At 63.7% G+C, this 15739-nt stretch carries 20 protein-coding genes; 6 read left to right on the forward strand and 14 right to left on the reverse strand.

Annotated elements, in window-relative coordinates:
• Positions 1–654 precede the first annotated feature (654 nt).
• The 5 genes from C7I55_RS25895 to C7I55_RS25915 all read right to left on the reverse strand — a co-directional run bounded on the left by C7I55_RS25895 (position 655) and on the right by C7I55_RS25915 (position 5059).
• On the reverse strand, positions 655–1593 hold the full coding sequence (locus C7I55_RS25895; RefSeq protein WP_158266599.1) for a hypothetical protein: 939 nt from the start codon (positions 1591–1593) through the stop codon (positions 655–657).
• Positions 1594–1917: 324 nt separating this feature from the next.
• On the reverse strand, positions 1918–2436 hold the full coding sequence (lspA, locus tag C7I55_RS25900) for a signal peptidase II (protein ID WP_158266600.1): 519 nt from the start codon (positions 2434–2436) through the stop codon (positions 1918–1920).
• 787 nt (positions 2437–3223) lie between these two features.
• Positions 3224–3787: a DUF6968 family protein gene (locus C7I55_RS29525; RefSeq protein WP_408640638.1), complete on the reverse strand. Its 564-nt coding sequence runs from the start codon at positions 3785–3787 to the stop codon at positions 3224–3226.
• A 640-nt stretch (positions 3788–4427) separates the two neighbouring features.
• Positions 4428–4814 (reverse strand): type II toxin-antitoxin system VapC family toxin, encoded by a 387-nt coding sequence (locus C7I55_RS25910; RefSeq protein ID WP_106515954.1) that lies wholly within the window; start codon positions 4812–4814, stop codon positions 4428–4430.
• The gene (locus C7I55_RS25915) at positions 4811–5059 is read right to left on the reverse strand and encodes an AbrB/MazE/SpoVT family DNA-binding domain-containing protein (protein ID WP_233222419.1); all 249 of its coding nucleotides are present in this window, start codon (positions 5057–5059) and stop codon (positions 4811–4813) included. Before C7I55_RS25915 ends, C7I55_RS25910 begins: the two co-directional genes overlap by 4 nt.
• 271 nt (positions 5060–5330) lie before the next feature.
• Here C7I55_RS25915 and C7I55_RS25920 point away from each other — a divergent pair, with 271 nt between their 5' ends.
• On the forward strand, positions 5331–5930 hold the full coding sequence (locus C7I55_RS25920; RefSeq protein WP_106515956.1) for a hypothetical protein: 600 nt from the start codon (positions 5331–5333) through the stop codon (positions 5928–5930).
• A gap of 596 nt (positions 5931–6526) precedes the next feature.
• On the opposite strand, the gene C7I55_RS25925 is transcribed toward C7I55_RS25920, so the two are convergent.
• From C7I55_RS25925 to C7I55_RS28375, 3 genes are all read right to left on the reverse strand, one after another.
• Positions 6527–6838, reverse strand: a complete 312-nt coding sequence (locus C7I55_RS25925; RefSeq protein WP_106515957.1) for a hypothetical protein — start codon at positions 6836–6838, stop codon at positions 6527–6529.
• A gap of 368 nt (positions 6839–7206) precedes the next feature.
• A complete protein-coding gene (locus C7I55_RS25935; RefSeq protein ID WP_106515959.1) occupies positions 7207–7434 on the reverse strand; it encodes a hypothetical protein in 228 nt (75 codons plus the stop codon).
• A gap of 22 nt (positions 7435–7456) precedes the next feature.
• Positions 7457–7630: a hypothetical protein gene (locus C7I55_RS28375; RefSeq protein ID WP_158266601.1), complete on the reverse strand. Its 174-nt coding sequence runs from the start codon at positions 7628–7630 to the stop codon at positions 7457–7459.
• A 319-nt stretch (positions 7631–7949) separates the two neighbouring features.
• Between C7I55_RS28375 and C7I55_RS25940 the strand changes: the two genes are divergently transcribed.
• Positions 7950–8426, forward strand: a complete 477-nt coding sequence (locus C7I55_RS25940) for a hypothetical protein (RefSeq protein ID WP_146151149.1) — start codon at positions 7950–7952, stop codon at positions 8424–8426.
• Positions 8427–8598: 172 nt separating this feature from the next.
• On the opposite strand, the gene C7I55_RS25945 is transcribed toward C7I55_RS25940, so the two are convergent.
• Positions 8599–9000, reverse strand: a complete 402-nt coding sequence (locus tag C7I55_RS25945) for a hypothetical protein (RefSeq protein ID WP_233222420.1) — start codon at positions 8998–9000, stop codon at positions 8599–8601.
• A 166-nt stretch (positions 9001–9166) separates the two neighbouring features.
• A complete protein-coding gene (locus C7I55_RS25950) occupies positions 9167–10117 on the reverse strand; it encodes a bifunctional helix-turn-helix transcriptional regulator/GNAT family N-acetyltransferase (protein WP_106515962.1) in 951 nt (316 codons plus the stop codon).
• 65 nt (positions 10118–10182) lie between these two features.
• On the opposite strand from C7I55_RS25950, the gene C7I55_RS25955 reads away from it, so the two are divergent.
• Together C7I55_RS25955 and C7I55_RS25960 are read left to right on the forward strand one after the other, a co-directional pair.
• Entirely contained in the window at positions 10183–10494 is a 312-nt protein-coding gene (locus C7I55_RS25955; RefSeq protein ID WP_106515963.1) for an antibiotic biosynthesis monooxygenase family protein, read from the forward strand.
• A 177-nt stretch (positions 10495–10671) separates the two neighbouring features.
• On the forward strand, positions 10672–10902 hold the full coding sequence (locus tag C7I55_RS25960; protein WP_199193083.1) for a hypothetical protein: 231 nt from the start codon (positions 10672–10674) through the stop codon (positions 10900–10902).
• Between the two features lie 268 nt (positions 10903–11170).
• Here the strand turns inward: C7I55_RS25960 and C7I55_RS25965 are convergent, their stop codons facing one another.
• The 4 genes from C7I55_RS25965 to C7I55_RS25980 all read right to left on the reverse strand — a co-directional run bounded on the left by C7I55_RS25965 (position 11171) and on the right by C7I55_RS25980 (position 13759).
• On the reverse strand, positions 11171–11632 hold the full coding sequence (locus C7I55_RS25965; protein WP_106515964.1) for a hypothetical protein: 462 nt from the start codon (positions 11630–11632) through the stop codon (positions 11171–11173).
• Positions 11633–11771: 139 nt separating this feature from the next.
• Positions 11772–12059, reverse strand: coding sequence for a hypothetical protein (locus tag C7I55_RS25970; protein ID WP_106515965.1), 288 nt, complete (start codon positions 12057–12059; stop codon positions 11772–11774).
• Positions 12060–12272: 213 nt separating this feature from the next.
• Positions 12273–12986: an SIMPL domain-containing protein gene (locus tag C7I55_RS25975; protein ID WP_106515966.1), complete on the reverse strand. Its 714-nt coding sequence runs from the start codon at positions 12984–12986 to the stop codon at positions 12273–12275.
• A 14-nt stretch (positions 12987–13000) separates the two neighbouring features.
• Positions 13001–13759 carry a TonB-dependent receptor gene (locus tag C7I55_RS25980; RefSeq protein ID WP_106515967.1) on the reverse strand — a complete coding sequence of 253 codons (759 nt, stop codon included), beginning with the start codon at positions 13757–13759 and terminating at the stop codon, positions 13001–13003.
• Between the two features lie 334 nt (positions 13760–14093).
• Here C7I55_RS25980 and C7I55_RS25985 point away from each other — a divergent pair, with 334 nt between their 5' ends.
• Together C7I55_RS25985 and C7I55_RS25990 are read left to right on the forward strand one after the other, a co-directional pair.
• Entirely contained in the window at positions 14094–14522 is a 429-nt protein-coding gene (locus C7I55_RS25985; RefSeq protein WP_106516019.1) for a hypothetical protein, read from the forward strand.
• Positions 14523–14756: 234 nt separating this feature from the next.
• A complete protein-coding gene (locus tag C7I55_RS25990; protein WP_158266602.1) occupies positions 14757–15704 on the forward strand; it encodes a DMT family transporter in 948 nt (315 codons plus the stop codon).
• The last annotated feature ends 35 nt before the right edge of the window (positions 15705–15739 follow it).

Below are 15739 nucleotides of genomic sequence, written 5' to 3' on the forward strand. Positions count from 1 at the left end.
CCGTGCCAACGTTAGACCGCCGCGCGAAAGCCGACGTTCGCCGGCATCGCAGCCGAGCATGGCTGGAGCAGCTGAATCGGGTGGAAAGCAGACCTAGGCTCTTCGGTTGCGGACGGTATTTGAGGCCGGTAGTCTCAATGTCGGCGGCGGTGATCTTGAAGTGGTCATGCGTGCCGTTCGCTGAACTGACGATCATGCCTCCGAATACGTATTCGCCAACCTGCAGAGGGCGCAACCATTCGCGCCAGCTGGAGTCCAGCTGCCTAGCGCCCCAGGCACGCTCGGCCCGGGAGCTGCTCGGGGCGGCAACCTCCATCATCTGCTCGATGAAGGCGCGTCGTTCCCTCACGGGCATGTAGGGCTCAGCGGCGGGTCCGTTCAGTATGAACTCCTTCAGCTTCCCGTCAGTGGCGATGAAGTAAGTTGCGAGGCGATCACCCGTAGGTAGCTCGTAGCGGACCTCAGTAGCGCGGAGATGCGGTGACGCGCGCGCCATTGTCGAGGATCGCTCAGCGTCACGTACTCCGAGGTGCCGTTTCGCGGCCTGCACCAGAGCTTCGGCCCGCTGCTCGCCGCTTGGCTCGGCAGCGTGACACGCAGCTGCGATGCAGACGAGGGCGTAAGCCGAAAGCCGCGAGAAGGTTGCGGGACCCCTCACGGCTTTAGGAAACCGGGGAGGTATCGGATCTGCATTTCGACACAAGTCTCGGCTGGGCGAGATCCGTCCTGCCCAAATGGTTGTCGACCGTCGTAGCTCCAGGCAATCCGTCCGTCGGGTCGAAGCCGAACACGATCGCGCGGTAACCCGCACGTGTCAGCAACAGCGTCGAGCAGATTCTGTGACACGGTCCGAGGCAGGAACGATCCGGTCGAGGTGGTCCGGTAGTCGTCCAGACGAGCGAACTCATGCGACAACGCCGCCATACGGGTAAGGGCGCGTGTGAAGCTCTCGCGCTGCCCTGCAAAGAGGCGCTCCGCCTCGCCTTGGGCCGCAGTTCTCAGCGGCGGACAGTTCGCGACCCACGACCGGAACCGTCGGTTCAACGCGCTCCAGAGTTGCCGTCCCGACGAGCCGGACGAGACGAGGTGCTCGGTCCAGCAGGCCTGTCGGTAGTGCCGGTCCTCCAGCATCGATGCAAGAAAGATCACATAACCGCGCCGGTTGCGGACCATCTGGACGAGAACGGGCACATCGCGCGGCTGCCACTCCGCGTGCGCGTTGAGCAGGACGGCGCGTCGCGGCAGGCTTTCGGCGCAGTCCTCCCCCTTGCGCGGGCGATATTCAGTGCTGAACTCGACATCGCCGATCGGCCCGCCCGTCTCGCAAGTGTCGGGAGGCAGGTTGATCACATCTGCGAACAACGGCTCCGGACCTGCGGCACAGGTCAGCACCACGAGCAAGACCGCGACGCGTAGGGCGCGTGCAATGGCGTGGTTTGGCCGCGCCGATCCGTCGAGTGGATCACGGACGGTCCGGGCACCAAGCATCGTCAGGACATTCGCGATGAATCCTGCTCCCTTGCACAATCGCGGTTCGACGGCGGTAAGAGCGCGATCATAGCAGCAGAGTACCGGGTCTGTGAATTTCCGCAATTGATGTCGTGGACGGCGCTCCACTCAACCGGCATTTTTGTCGGTGTTTGAGCCGCTTCGGACAACCATGCCTCCCTGCGGGTGCTTCAGAAAATCGGATTTGCCGTCCTCGGCGAAGGCACATTCTTCTTCGAGCTGCACAACTCAGAGGTCAAAGAGGTCATTCTCGCGCTGGATTGAAATGTCCGGTCCGGGTCGGAGCACGCCATAGGCTCGTTGGAACGCGCGGTCTCGGCGGATGGCAGGTTGCCGCGAGAAAGCCGATGTTCGCCGACAGGCCCGCTCGTGCGGGAAAGATCGGAAGGGCGAATGCCGGCCTTGACTTTAGGCCCGTGGCTGGTGGCCAGTGGAAGCCGTTCTTGCGGGATTGTGCTCGGCATTCCCCAAAAACGAGTCCAAGAGCCAAAGACCTATACCGATGTCGATGAAGATATCTGCGACGTTGAAAACCCAGATAAAGCCGATTTTTGACGCATCAAACATGTCGATCACGGCGCCCAACCAGATGCGGTCTATTGCGTTGCCGATACCTCCCGCAATGATGAACGCACAGGCGAAGAATGCCGCCCGTGTTTGATCGCGGCTGCAGACAAGGTACGCCAGAGCGGACGCGACCGCTAGATTCACCCCAGCTAGCATCCAACGGGTAACGTCGCCAAAATTTGGCACCATTCCAAATGCATTGCTCCGATTGAGCACGAGGGTGAGATCAACCGGCCCGGGCAAGGGGAAGCTCCTGCCCGGCACAAGAGCGGAGTAGGCCCAAAGCTTCGCTAGCTGATCTATCGTTAGCAGCAGGAACACTGCTACGAGCAGCAGACGTGGCCGGAACCGCTTCGACACCTTGACCTCTCCGCTGCGAAGCGAGGTCCTTAGCCTCAAATCCTCGTGTCCGGCCAGCGCAACTCGCGTGCCGGACGAATGTCCGCATCGGGTCGAAGCACGTCCTAGGTCACCAGATGGCGCACACCGGCGGCGAACGGCAGGGTGCCGCGCGGAAGCGGACCTTCGCAGGCTGCCTGGCGATCGCCGCGGGAATGACAGGGCGGGGTGGAAACGCGACATTCGGCGCCAACCGGGTTGGGCTACGTCATCAAAAAGCTGTTCGGTGTTACGCTGTCCAAACCGCAACCGGTGAGGTACAAGGCGCCAGCATGACCATGAGGTAGCTCCTCAGCATGCCGCCCCTTTGGCCACTCGATCTTTGCGACCGTAAGAGCAACCCTGGCTTCGTTTGTCGGTGCCGGAGCAGGACGCTCGTTGAGGATGTCCTCCACAGATTGCGGGGCCTCGTATCTGGATAAGAAAACATCGCCGACGCAGATTGGTGCACCGGAATTCGGGATGCCGATCACGACACGTTGACCTGCGTCCCCGATCCTGACGTCACGAATGAACAGCTCCCTTCGGCCACCCTGCATCTTACCTATCCGCTCTGCCGTTCATCATCAGGATCATTTACCGGTCCTGCGGAATGGCCGCAATCGTTTGCAGCGGGCTGTAGAAGCCGGCGCAACCTCGGTGACGCGCGATGGTCGGACTACCGCGGAAAATCGGACGTTCGCCGCGGTGGCGGGCGATCGCGGCGGCAACAGCCGGGGAGGGTGGAAAGGCGACATTGCGGCGCACGTTAGAATGTGTTGTCGGGGTCCCAGTCGCGAAGGGCGTTCGCCACAGGCAAACCGAGGCTCTGCCGATTATCAAACAGCACTTGCCTGCCGTCGTGCTCGCGAGCGACCAAAAGGTCGGTGTGGGCAGTTTGCATTGCCAGTAGCAGCGCTTGGACTTCGTCCACGCCCCCGACTCGACAGGAGCTCGTACCCTCAGGCCATTCGATTTCGTAGCGACAGAAGTAGCTTTGGCCCTCCGCCTCCGGTCGGAAAAACTTACAGCCGACCTTTTGACCATCGACGTTGAAGGTCCTGCGTATGACGAAGCGATTATTCATAACAGGAGGATCGCAGCTCCGCAGGATGACTTCAATGTCGAACGGCGGTTCTGGTGTCCCAATTCGACTAGCGGCGGCGCGACCGTCTGCCCGCTTTGCGAGACCGGACGTAGGTCTCGCCCACGCCAGCTCGCGATCGGAACAGCTGGGGAGGGGGAAAAGGCGACCGTTGGCTGAGGAGCCTCCTTCAACGATGCGGCATAAGCGGTGTATCGGTTGGGCCTGGTTTAGCAACTGAAACAACATAGATGCGGGAGAAACCCGCTCTCCGCAGCACCTCGTATGCGGGAGCAAAGCAGGCTTCCGGCACCGGATCGAACCGGAAGAGAATCACGACGTCGAGCGGGCGGTCCCACTCCTTCGTTAACCTCGGCACAGCGTCGAGATCTGCAGCCGCCCCGTTCCAGTCGTAACCACACCCCCAGCTATACGTGCCTGCTGTCATGTATGGCAGCGCTGGCGGGCTGGCACCCATGAAGTCACATCCGGCTAAGCCAATCAGAAGCGCCAATGTCCCACCGATCCGCATCGTCATCCTCCCAGAGGAAACGGGATGCACCCAGTCTCGAAGGTCCGCAACGGGTCGGACCCGGCTGTAGGAGCCTGGCTGACCTGGGTGCGCCTCGATCGTCGGCTTTTGGCGAGCAAGCGGACCTTCGCGCTCCCGCCAAGCTCGACGAGTTTGATAGGCCGAGCCGGGCCGGACCCTTCATTGCCGGCTGCGGGAATCTCCAGATTGATGTCGGCTTCGTGGTTCAATAGCGGACATAAGTCGACGTGCCGCGGTATGTCCGCTGTGGGGGTGCATCCGCGACGTAGCAGCCTGCGATCGCGAATGTCTCGAATGGAGATGGAACGTCAGGAGCGGGGAGGAGCGACTTGGCGCCTAGCGGATGTGCTCGACCCTGAGGTTCTTCACCTTGACCTTCTTCCACTCACGATCAGCTGTCAGAGCGGGAACGCCGAGCTGCAACGCCAACGCAAGGCAGGAGCGATCGCCGAGGCCGCGCCCAAACTGCTTTGTCTGGGCGTGCAGTGCTGCGGCGGCGTAGGCGGCTTCCACATCATGCGCGCGTGCGTCGAGGCGGAGCTCGTTCAGCAACTCGCGTACGGTGGGCTCATCCAGGCCGCTCAGGAGCAGCTCTTTGACGACCTCTTGGAGGTTGACCGCCGAGATCGCGGCACGTCCGATATGGGGCACGACCTTGTCCGCGCCCGGCTCATCCCGGACAAGCGCCAACACCGCCGATGCATCGAAGACGACCGAGGTCACCTGGACACCTTCTTCGGACCTGGAGCATCAGCGTCGCCTGTGTCCGCGAGCGCTTCCGCTTTCCGGTCGCTCAGGAAGTCGTCGGTCGTACGCACCGTCTTGGCATGTTCCCGGTAAAGGGCTTGCGCGCGCGATACCCCGCGGGCGATTGGCGACAGTCGCACCTCGTCGTCCTCGATGGTGAGGATGACCTTCGCCTCGCCGTGAAGGCCCATGGCCTTCCGTACCGAAAGGGGCAGGACCATGCGGCCATTGCTAGCCACCTTGATGTCGATGGTTCTTATCGTCACTCGCTGCGTACCTAAGTGATGTCACGAAGGCCTAGATATCCACATGCGCTGAATGGCACAAGATTGAGGCATGCCACATGCCGTCACGTGGTCAGTCGCTCGTGTCTTTTCGGTACGACGTCGCTTTGGCGCGCGTAACCGGACCCTCGCCGGAGCGTTACTCGATCGAGCTGATGACAGCGAGGGAGGGTGGAAAGCCGACCATCAGCGATCTACATCAAGCGCCATGGCCAATCCGTGGCGAAACCGGCTCTTCGCGTTGACTATCATCGTCCCAGCTTCCTTTCTGTTCGAAAGGCAGGTGAGCAGCATGCGGTATCAAGGGATCGTGTCAGCCGCCTGGATCGTCGCCGTCGTGGCTTCCTCCATCATCTACCGACGGATGGTGAAGAAACCGATCATACCCAAGATGCCCGCTGATCCGATCTACGGAGAAGGCAGAGCCTCGGGCGGCATGGCAAGTCGATGCTTGATCGTGGCGGTCACCGACGATGCATTGTTGGTGGGGCCGCGTTTTCCCTTCAACCTCATGTTCCTGCCTGAAGTCTGGGGCATGGAGTACAACATACCTGTTTCAGACGTCGCTGAGGTCCGAACGAAAAGAAGTGTGTTCGGCGCCAACGTGCGGGTCTTTCACGGGGAAAGCCGCCATGCATTCGGGTTGAGGGTGCTGGATCCAGAGGCGAAGCGGAGCCTGATGATCCCCTGGTCAGCCTTCGCCGTGACAGCTCTTAGGCGCGGCCCGACCTCCTGCCAGAGCGCGCGATCGACAGAGCAAATGAGAGAGATTTGGTTCCAGGTCAGCCTCCATCGCGATCCGCGCTGAACCTGGATAACGCAGCGAGCGGCTGGCAGCTATGGTCGATCCGCGGCGTGGCGCGGTGCTCCCGCCCAAGGCCGCGGGTGCTCCCGCCCCGGGTGGCGCGATCGTCAGCCTGCCTGGCGGAAGCCGACGTAGGCCCCGCCGGCGCGGGCTCCCCGAGCGAACAGCCGACGAGGATGGGAAAGCGACAGCCGTGGCTGAGCCACTAGGGTGCAGTCGGATGTAGATGGTCCCGCGACGGTAATCGTCAGCGATCGGGCATGCGGGCGCGACGGCGTCGAGTGCTTGACGGGTGAGTTGCCGGCACCCAGCGGGTAGTATGTCCAAGCACCAGTCGTGGCTTCGCCTGGCTTGCTATGCCGGTGCCAGAGCCGAGTACGAAAGTGCAGATCTGGATGTCGAACCCGCAGCAGCCGGAGTGGGGCCGGGTCAAGTCGCAGATCGCAGTGTAACGTCTGCTATGATCCAGGCGGCTGTAGGAGCTCCGGGAAGCCCGATGCGGTTCGATCTCGGCCTATTGCGCGCAAGCGGACGTTCGCTGCGCGGCGGCTCGCGATCACGCCGGCAGCAGCGAAAGCGGCTTGGAACCGGACTTTCGATTAGATTGAGCGGCGTCGGAAGAGAGCGGCTCCGCTCGCCAGATCTTCAATCAGGCCGATCTCGGTCGAGTAGAAATAATAGCGGTCGTCCGCTGAGAGCGGGATTCCCCCGATTTCCGCGAAGTGCGCCCACTCGGCTACCGCTGAATCCAGCCATGGTGCCTCTTCCACCTCTTCGATGCGCATCCTTTCCCCTTCCCATGTGGTCAAGAGAGTTGGATATCCGTTCCGGGATTGCAGAAGCTCGACGAGTTCACGCTCCGTCAGGAGCGCCTCGGGATTCTCGTCAACACCCTCGATGCCGTCGCTCATAGGTCGGATGTGCCGCGTTACGTCAGTGGCTGCAATGGGCTGGAGCAGGTCGTGATGTCCGATGGTACACGCATAAACGGTGTCTTCAGTGCTCCGCGAGCGGCTTCGCCTCTGCCTCCGCCTTCACGAGTGTCGGCATGTCCCGCTTCACGTCGAAGTTCGCGCAGAACCACTCGAGGCGATCCTCGCCTTCACGGCGCTTGCCGATCGAAAGAAGCGCCAGGCCCCATGCGAGATCGGTTTGGATGCAGTTTTCGAGTGAGAACCGGGCGATCGCGCCATATCCGGCGTGGAGCTGGCAAAACGACGATTTCAGCTGGGTTGATGAGGAGCGTGAGCAAGGCCCTATGCGATCGCGGAAGGCGAAATCAGCCCGAGCCGGCGGTTTCCTCCGGATCCGCATCGTTGTCCGGTTGCAGCCTTCCCGTGGCTTCGGCAGCGGCGGTCCCGGAAGTCTCCTGAACGACTACCCGTCCGCCCAGAGCGTCGTGGCGCATCTCTTCCTCCGGCGGTGGCGCGACGTTGCTGGGACGATATTTGTTCGTAGGGGGGCCTTGCAGATTCTCGCCCTTTGCGGGCTGATCGTCGGTCGACATCTCATGTTCTCCCATCGCTGCCTCAGCTCCAGCGTGCTGCTGCGGCCGCCACGTCATCCAGATCGGTGTCCGGATCTGTTGCCCTGGCGAGTTGCGCAACCTGCTCCTTCGATGCGCCACTGTTGCGGGCGACCCGCTCCACCTCGGCCTCGGTCGCAGGGGTCGGGGGATCTTGTTTCGTTCGGCCTTCGGACATCGGGCATCTCCTCATTGAAGGGAACGCCGCACGACCTGGATGGTGCCCAAGCGGCCCGGCCATTTATGGCCCGTACTTGGTCGCTCGACGAGCGGGGCTGCGGGACCAAAGCTCACCTCCGTCACCTACGTGCGTGAAACGACCGGGCGCAAGCGGAGCAAACCTTGGGCGGCAAGCAGTGCAGCCCTGATCTCGATCCGGCGAAAGCGCCCGATCGTCGGCCCATCGTGCGCGAGCAGACCTTCGCCGTCACAGCGCCTGCCCGTCGGGAACAGCCGAGGCGGCTGGAAACCGGCGGCGCACCCGATAAGGTGCGCGCATGAACGAAAACCTTGCGAATTGGCGTCAGGGAGGCCGGATCTGCCTGTGGCGCTACGCGCGAGCACCAAGCATGTACGCGGGCTGGCACTGCACCGCGGATCAGAGGGGATGCAACGACATGGCCGGGCTCGCTGACCTGCTGGCCGACGATCAATGGCCCGCACACAGGACGATATCGCTGATCGATCCAGTCACTGTGGGAGCGGATCGCATTTTCGGCGCTCACGATCTGCGCGTGGAGCAATTTGAAAAGTTGCGGCTCCAGAACTGTCCGGACGACGAGAGTGCCTCAACACTCTCCTGGGCGGACGGGGGCATTACATTGACGCTCGGTCGGCCGTGGCTTGCGGAGTTGGCGCGAGCGTTGCGAGACGTGGCTTCGGGCGATGCGGACTTCGCTGTCCGTTTCGGGGAGAAGGGTTCAGCTGCAGCGCCGCGAATATCGTTCTGGTGGTGGCCAAAGACGGCTCTCTGATGTTCGCCGCCGTTTCTGTATTGGGTCCGACCCGATCGATCGTCCCGGTCTGCCCTTACGTCGTTCCGACGTCAGGTTCCCGGCGGCGCCGATGTCAGACTGCCGCGCGGAACCTCGCTGGAGCGCCCGGGGATCGGCGCAGGAATGACAGGGGAAGGCGGCTTGCAGACATCTAGCAGGGCGTGTCTGCGAAGGGATACGCCACCACCTGATGCTCGTCTTCGTAGACAATGTATCCGGGTCGTTTGGTTCGCAGCATCGCAACGACTACGCCATGGGCTTGGAGCAACTGGTGATAGCCGCGCATGCGGCGAATATGCTCGGTCGCGCTATCGCGAAACCAGCTGAGCGCCTGAGCTTTGGCGTGGGGTCGGGCGGAGAGCGCAAAACGATCGGGAACCGAGAGGTTCGCCTTGAACCAAGCGTAGAGCGTTCGGAGGCGTTCGGCGTCCTCGGTGCTCAACCGTCCGCTCTCCAGCAAGGCATCGCCAGCTTGGAACAGCCCCTGCCGTCGCCCGGAGTCCGGATCAAGGTCATCGATGACGAAGCGGATGAACATGGCGGCCTGTACCATCCTCGACCGGCGTGCCCAAATGTCTGCTTCGGCTCGGAGCAGGTCGACCGTCCCAATCCGGCGGCATGCCGGTGCCGACGTCAGGTTGCCCAGCGAAAGCCGGCAATCCAGGCAGCGGCCTCCGTCATGGGCGCGAACGGCAGGATCGGGTGGATCGTGTTAATGCTCAGACCTGCTCTCCGCGTCCAGCGCCGGTTCGCAGATCGCAAGACCAGATCTGGCCGACCAGGTCCTGCCCGAAGGAGTGATGGGGTTCCTCGCCGACCAGGCGAAAGCCGGCACGCTCGTAGATTCCGCGGGCAGCCACGAGCACGCTGTTCGTCCACAGATCCAGCCGCGCATAGCCCAGCGCCCGGGCGTGCGCGATGCAGGTCGCCACCAGCAACTTGCCGATCCCCAGGCCGCGCGCATGCGGCTCTACATAGAGGAGCCGCAGCTTGCCGACGTCGGCCGTGCCGCCGTGCACGAGGAAGATCGAACCGACCATCTCGCCATCGAGCTCGGCGATCCACGCCGCATCCCGTTCGGCGCAGAACGATTCCTGAAAGTCGGCCAAGATGCGCGCGACGAGCGCTTCGTATTCGGCGTTCCAGCCATAGTCCCGCGCGTAGAGGATCGCTTGTCTCGCCGTCACCAGGCCGAGATCGCCGGGTCGCAAAGACCGCAGATGCGGCACCGGCGGTAACGATGCTTCGAAAGCCGATGCGATCGCCTCGGCCGCGGCGACGAGCCGCCTCGCACGGAAAGCGGGCAGGGAATCGACCAGGCCGCCGATCGTCGCGCGCGTATTGCGTTCGAGCGCCGCGAAGGCCGCCTGGCCTTGCTGCGTCAGCGACAGCACCCGGCGCTTGCCATGCCCCGGATGCGGCGTCGTCTCGATCAGGCCCTGCCCGGCGAAACGCTTGAGCGTACGGCTGATCTGGGCCGGATCGAGGCCGAGGGTCCGGGAAAGCTCGGCCGCAGTGACCGTGTCACCCTGTGCCAGTTCGTAGAGGAGCCGCGCTTCGCTGAGCGAGAACGGGCTGCGATCCAGCTTCGGCCTGAGCAACCCCAGCCGTTCCGTGTAGATCCGGTTGAATGCACGAATGGCCTCGATATCCCGCTCACGATCGCCCACGGCACGCTCCTTTGTTGACTCTATCAACAATATAGTCTTGATTGAGTCAACACTGGGAGAGGGCAATGGTGGTTCGAGAATGGCGCGGCCGGGCGCAGAGGATACGGAAGGCGGCCTATCCGGCGCACTTTCACCAGCATGTCGTGCCCGCGTTGCGGCACCAGCCCGGGTGTCTCGGCGCCGAATTGCTGGTGCGGGAAGACGGCGATGTCGTCGGATTCGTGGTGCTGACGCGGTGGGAGTCGATGATGGCGATCGGCGCGTTCGCAGGCAGCGATCCGCGGATCGCCGTCGTCGCCCCGGACGCCGCCCGCAGCCTGATCTCCTTCGATTGTTATGCGAGACATTACGAGGTCGCCGGGCACTTCGCGGCGTGACGGGATGACGACCCCTTTCCTGAATGCCCGACGCCGGGATCGGTGTGCGGAAGGGCGCGTGCCGGCGCCGAACATCCTGCTGCCGCATGATTGGCGACCTGCCGTCTCGTCAACCGGCCGGCGACGCAAACAGCCGGGAGGGTGGAAAGTCGGCATCCAATTCCATACGGTCTCCTCATGAACGACGAGACAATCACCCTTTGGAGACCGGTCGGCCCTGCCGAACTGCGTCTGATCGACGAAAGCGGAATGCAGGCATTTCCGCCACGCCTACCCGAGCAACCCATCTTCTATCCGGTGACCACCGAGGCCTATGCGGTGAAGATCGCGCGTGACTGGAACGTTCCAGCGAGCGGCTCAGGTTTCGTCACGAGGTTCCGTGTCCGCCGGGACTATCTGAGCCGCTAGGTTCAAGATGGGGGCGGCAAGGCGCACCAGGAATATTGGATTCCGGCTGAAGAGATGGATGCCTTCAACCGTGCGATCGTGGGCAAGATCGAGGTCGTGAAGGCGTTTCGCTGAGGTCCGGAAAGAGTCGGAGCACGTCACCCACGAGACATGTCACGCCGGTGCAGACGTCACGTGCCCGCGTGAGAGCGGGCATTCGCCCTTGCTCCAGGCAATCGCCGCGGGAACGGGAGGGCGGCGTGGAACTCCGACGTGGTGGCCCCTCGCGTCAGCGGGCATCCTCATATTGCTTGAGGACCACGAGCGGTGCGGCAGGTGCAGGCCAAAGCGTGATCAGGTACCGATCATCGCCGTCGAGTCCGTCCTCACTCAGGGTGTCGAGCCCCTTGAAGCAAGCCCGAACACGATAGGTGCCGGGCGCGACATCGAGGATGTCGATCGATCCGCCGGTACATTCGTGGATTTCGAGCCGGCCGGACGGCAGGTCCAGGCTGGTTTCGGCAACATGATCGAACTCGGCAAGGTCGATCGGAGGAGCCGTCTCGGCAAGCTCCAGCGAGACCGGCACGTCCATGTTCCTGAGCGGTTGGATCACGACCACATGCAGCGACGACTTGATGCGATGCACGAGATCGTCCTGTGTATAGTCGGTCGGCGGCGAGGGCTTGGCACCCGCGTCCCAGAGGTAGAATTGGAAATAATCGGCGAAAATCTCGTAGCGCCTCATCATGCGTGCGGTCCCACTTTCGGATCGCCGCCGGTGAAAGCACATCCACCGCTTCGTGTCATGCCTGTCCGAGATCGGGCGAGATCGCCGGTCTCGGAGCCATATCAGCGACTCCGGAACGATCGAGCCCGGGCGGCGACGGCTATGGGATCAAACCAAGCTCGCGGCAAAGCCGGGTCATTTTCTGGATACGGGGATCCCGGGCGCCGAAGCGGGCACGGAAGTTCGGCAGGTTCCGACACCCCGCGCGTGATTCCGCAGAGATGGCCGAGCGCGGGCTCTTGCCACCCTTGGCCTGTGCGTTGATCGCCGAGTGCATCACGCTCGGCAGGCTGTAGGCGGACGGATCAACGTTGCCGGTAACATCCTGTGCGTCCGCGGCGGACGCCATCAGGAAAGCCGCCGATGAAAGGATCACAGCCTTGATCATCCGTTTCGCTCCGCGATCGCCGAATGGATATTTCCTCGATGCGGTCCATCGGCTGAATCGCCGGTGAACGCTCGAACCGCCTCAGGGATGCGAGTTACGCGCATCGTTTCAAGACTCCCTGGAGTGTCATGATGTTTCGCCAGAGGCGCCGCCGAACCGGGGAGGAGAGCATGATCGACGGGGCAGGCAGGTTCGGCCTGGTCCAAGCGCAGTTCAGCGTTTGCGCACCACATAGCTGGCCGGCAGGAACAGGAAGACTTCGGTGCCGGATCCGCGTGCCCATTCGACGGGACGGTCGAGCCCGGTGACGTCGACGCCCGAGCCGGTGCCGAACTTGCCCGCCGAGATCGCCGCATCGGCTGCGATCAGATCGATGATCTGGCCGCGATACTGATCCGGATCGACCACCGACACGGTCATGCCGCTGACGCTGACCTGGGTTCGTCCAGCCTTGGGCACCGAATTGACGAAGCGCGCGATCCGATCCTCGGCGGCCTTGAGGTCCATCCCCTCGGCAAGCCGCACCTTGATGAGGAAATTGGCCTGATCGGTATCGGGCCTGCCGTCGCCCTGCAGAGGCAGGTTCTTGTAATTGGCCGCCGTCAGCGGCTCGATCACATAATTGCCGGTCGCCAGCTCGACGCCGCCTCTGGCCGCCGCGTCGAGCATATTGCGGATGGTTGCGTGGAGGTCGTTGCGGCGCGTCGCCGCATCACGCGCGTCGCCGGCGACGCGAACATTCTGCACCGCATAATCCGCGGCGCGCCGGAGATTGATGATCGGGCGGGAGGTCGCGACGACGCCGTCGCTGTAGACCGCATCATTGTTGTAGCCCCGCCGCTGCGAGGTCAGGATCACTTCCTGCGCCCAGGCGGGCGCGGCGGCGGCGGGCAGGGTGGCGGCGATCAGAGCCAAGGCGATCCGCATGTCCATCCTCCCCGTCAGCTGCGCGGCCGCACGGTCGTGGCCGACGGCAGATAGAGCTGCACCTCCGTCAGCCCGGCGCGCTGCCACTGCACGGAGCGATCGAGCCCGGTGACTTCGACGCCGTAGCCGGCGCCGAACCGCGCGGTCGTCGCCGCCGTGTCCTTGGCGACGAGATCGATGATCGCGCCGCGATATTGCTCGGGATTGACCACGCTCAGGGTCAGCTCGCTATAGGCCTTCATCTCGGCGCGACCGACCGGCGGCACCGCCTTGAGGAACGTGTCGATCCTGGCGAGCGCCGTCTTTGCGTCGATCCCCGGGGCAAGCGGCACCTTGACGAGGAACTTGACGAGCTCGCCGTCGAACTCATCGTCGTCGTCCTCGACCTTCAATTCCTTGTAATTGGCCGGCGTCAGCGGTTCGACGACCAGCTCGCCGGTCGCGAGCAACGTCCCCGCGCGCGCCGAGAGATCGATCGCCTTGCGTGCCATCGCGAAGATCTCCGCCCTGGCCTCGTTCTCGTCGGTCGCATCGCTCACCACGATCACCTGCTGCACGGCAAAGTCGGCGGTGCGGCGGAGCGTCTGCACCGGGGCCGGCGGCCCCGATCCGAGCAGTTTGAGCTTCTCGTCCTCATCCTCGTCGGGATTGAGCCTTCGAAATCCGGTTACCACGATCTCGCTGGTGCCGTCGTCCTGCGCCAGCGCGGGGGTCGGCCCGGCGATCGCCAGCATCAGCGCACCCACGATCCCGCTTCGCCAGATGCTCGGCATGGCAGCCTCCCCCTCGTCCGCAATGCTGGGCCGCGCAGGTGCGCGAGTCAATCGCAAGGCAGTGTCGGAGCCCAGCCGCATTGCCTTGTGGCTCGACGAGAGACCGCGAGTCGACCCGCGCGTTGCAGGCGCTCGGGCCAGGCCAGCCCGGAGGACGATGAAGAAAGGCACGGTCAGCGGCACTCCAATGTCGGTTCTGTCGTGGCGGGTCGCAGCGGCGCGCCGAGCGGTGTTCGCGGACTCGGCTTCCTTGGTCTCGACCCGGAAGGGAGGGAGCCGGACATTCCGCTCGACGAAGGTAGATCGGTAACCTCGGGGCCCCCATATGGGCGGCATGTCCTTCGCCAAAATCGATTCCTGGGTCGGGAAGACCCTGTTCATCCCGCCGATCATCAAGCTGTGCCAGGTGACCCGCCAGAGCCAGTTCGCCGTGTCGCGGTTGTTCTGGTTCATTGCGGCCCTCGACGGCTTTTACCGTGCCGACACGCTGTTCTCGTCCATCCTGTGGGGCGGCGTGAGCGTGATCATGATGATCACTGCGACCCGCCGGGCCGACAGCCCGACGGAGAGCTTCCGGTTCTTCCGCATGCTCGGCCTGCTGTTTCTGGTGTTGGACGTGGTCACCGCGGCAGCCACGGGGAAGTGGGCGGGCGTGGAATTCTGGGTGCTCGTGCTGATCGCCGAATATGCGTCCACGATCCGTACCGTGCCGCCCATCGAAACGTCGAAGAGGACGGCAGTACCCGCGCGATCGGGCCGTTGAGAGCACTGTCCCCGTCGATCTGAACAGGCGGGCATCAGAGCGCGCTGCACTGCCACTGCTGTTGCTGCGCTCTTCGCGCGTGGCCGCGAGTTTCCGTCCTCGTAGCGAGGCTGATCCAGCGATCAGGCTGATCCAGCCTGATCCGATCATGCCCTAGGAATGGCGACGGGCGACGGTATGTGTGCGTCGCGCCGCGCCTCCCGTGCGGCCCGTGCAAGGCCAATGATACCGATGATGACCGAAACGCACCCGCGCTCCTGGCGCATCGCCGGCTTCGCCTTGTCGGCGGCAGGGGCCATGCTGTTCGCGATCAAGGGCGTGTTGATCAAGCTGATCTACCGCTACGGCATCGATACGACGAGCTTGCTCGCGATGCGCATGGTTCTGGCGGTGCCGGTGTTCGCGCTGGTCGGCGCCTATCAATGGCGGAGACTGGACCGGGAGGGCCGCCCCGACGCGCGGACGATCTGCCTCGCCATGCTGGTCGGCATCCTTGGCTATTATGTCTCGTCCTGGCTCGACTTCCAGGGCCTGCAGACACTCGATGCCCAGACCGAGCGCCTGATCCTGTTTACCTATCCGTTCCTGGTGATCCTGTTCGGGCGCATGCTGTTCGGGCATCCGCTTCGCGCGCATGCCCTGATCGGGGCGGGGCTGAGCTATGTCGGCCTGTTCGTGATGTTCGCGGGCGCCCCGACGCGGGCGGGCGCGGCGATGCTGATCGGCGGCGGTTTCGTGGCCGCGGCGGCCATTACATTCGCCCTTTACCAGCTGTTCGCGCGCGAGCTGATCCTGCGCTGCGGCGCATCCCTGTTCACCGCCATCGCGATGAGCGCGGCCGGACTGATGGCCTTGCTTGGTTTCTTCCTGACCCATCCGGCGGCGGCGCTGGTCCCGCCACGCGGCGCCTGGGCCCTGATCCTTGCCCTGGCGGTGTTCGCGACCATCGTTCCGGCCTTCCTGATGTCGGCCGGCACGGCAAGGATCGGGGCACAGGGCACCGCCATCGTGTCGACGATCAGCCCGATCGTGACGATCGTCGTGGCGATCGTGGTGCTGGGCGAGCCGTTCGGCTGGCCGGAAGCGGTCGGCACCCTGTGCGTGCTCGGCGGCGTCGGACTGTTCAGCCTGATCGAGACCCGCCCGCGTTCCTATCAGGCGGGCGAGGAAGGGCCGGCCTGAACCAGGAACGAGCATGTTCGACGGAGCGGACTGAT

The organism is Allosphingosinicella deserti, from assembly GCF_003012735.1.
GTDB classification, from domain to species: Bacteria; Pseudomonadota; Alphaproteobacteria; order Sphingomonadales; family Sphingomonadaceae; genus Allosphingosinicella; species Allosphingosinicella deserti.

What these genes read in the sequence shown, in the direction of transcription:
- C7I55_RS25945 (WP_233222420.1), bottom strand. Translation starts at nt 9,000, where the DNA reads ATGGTACAGGCCGCCATGTTCATCCGCTTCGTCATCGATGACCTTGAT.
- C7I55_RS25960 (WP_199193083.1), top strand. Translation starts at nt 10,672, where the DNA reads ATGAACGACGAGACAATCACCCTTTGGAGACCGGTCGGCCCTGCCGAA.
- C7I55_RS25920 (WP_106515956.1), top strand. Translation starts at nt 5,331, where the DNA reads ATGGCCAATCCGTGGCGAAACCGGCTCTTCGCGTTGACTATCATCGTC.
- C7I55_RS25965 (WP_106515964.1), bottom strand. Translation starts at nt 11,632, where the DNA reads ATGATGAGGCGCTACGAGATTTTCGCCGATTATTTCCAATTCTACCTC.
- C7I55_RS25955 (WP_106515963.1), top strand. Translation starts at nt 10,183, where the DNA reads ATGGTGGTTCGAGAATGGCGCGGCCGGGCGCAGAGGATACGGAAGGCG.
- C7I55_RS25970 (WP_106515965.1), bottom strand. Translation starts at nt 12,059, where the DNA reads ATGATCAAGGCTGTGATCCTTTCATCGGCGGCTTTCCTGATGGCGTCC.
- C7I55_RS25985 (WP_106516019.1), top strand. Translation starts at nt 14,094, where the DNA reads ATGTCCTTCGCCAAAATCGATTCCTGGGTCGGGAAGACCCTGTTCATC.
- C7I55_RS25980 (WP_106515967.1), bottom strand. Translation starts at nt 13,759, where the DNA reads ATGCCGAGCATCTGGCGAAGCGGGATCGTGGGTGCGCTGATGCTGGCG.
- C7I55_RS25975 (WP_106515966.1), bottom strand. Translation starts at nt 12,986, where the DNA reads ATGCGGATCGCCTTGGCTCTGATCGCCGCCACCCTGCCCGCCGCCGCC.
- C7I55_RS25935 (WP_106515959.1), bottom strand. Translation starts at nt 7,434, where the DNA reads ATGTCGACCGACGATCAGCCCGCAAAGGGCGAGAATCTGCAAGGCCCC.
- C7I55_RS25940 (WP_146151149.1), top strand. Translation starts at nt 7,950, where the DNA reads ATGAACGAAAACCTTGCGAATTGGCGTCAGGGAGGCCGGATCTGCCTG.
- C7I55_RS25990 (WP_158266602.1), top strand. Translation starts at nt 14,757, where the DNA reads ATGACCGAAACGCACCCGCGCTCCTGGCGCATCGCCGGCTTCGCCTTG.
- C7I55_RS25925 (WP_106515957.1), bottom strand. Translation starts at nt 6,838, where the DNA reads ATGAGCGACGGCATCGAGGGTGTTGACGAGAATCCCGAGGCGCTCCTG.
- C7I55_RS25915 (WP_233222419.1), bottom strand. Translation starts at nt 5,059, where the DNA reads ATGGTCCTGCCCCTTTCGGTACGGAAGGCCATGGGCCTTCACGGCGAG.
- C7I55_RS29525 (WP_408640638.1), bottom strand. Translation starts at nt 3,787, where the DNA reads ATGTTGTTTCAGTTGCTAAACCAGGCCCAACCGATACACCGCTTATGC.
- C7I55_RS28375 (WP_158266601.1), bottom strand. Translation starts at nt 7,630, where the DNA reads ATGTCCGAAGGCCGAACGAAACAAGATCCCCCGACCCCTGCGACCGAG.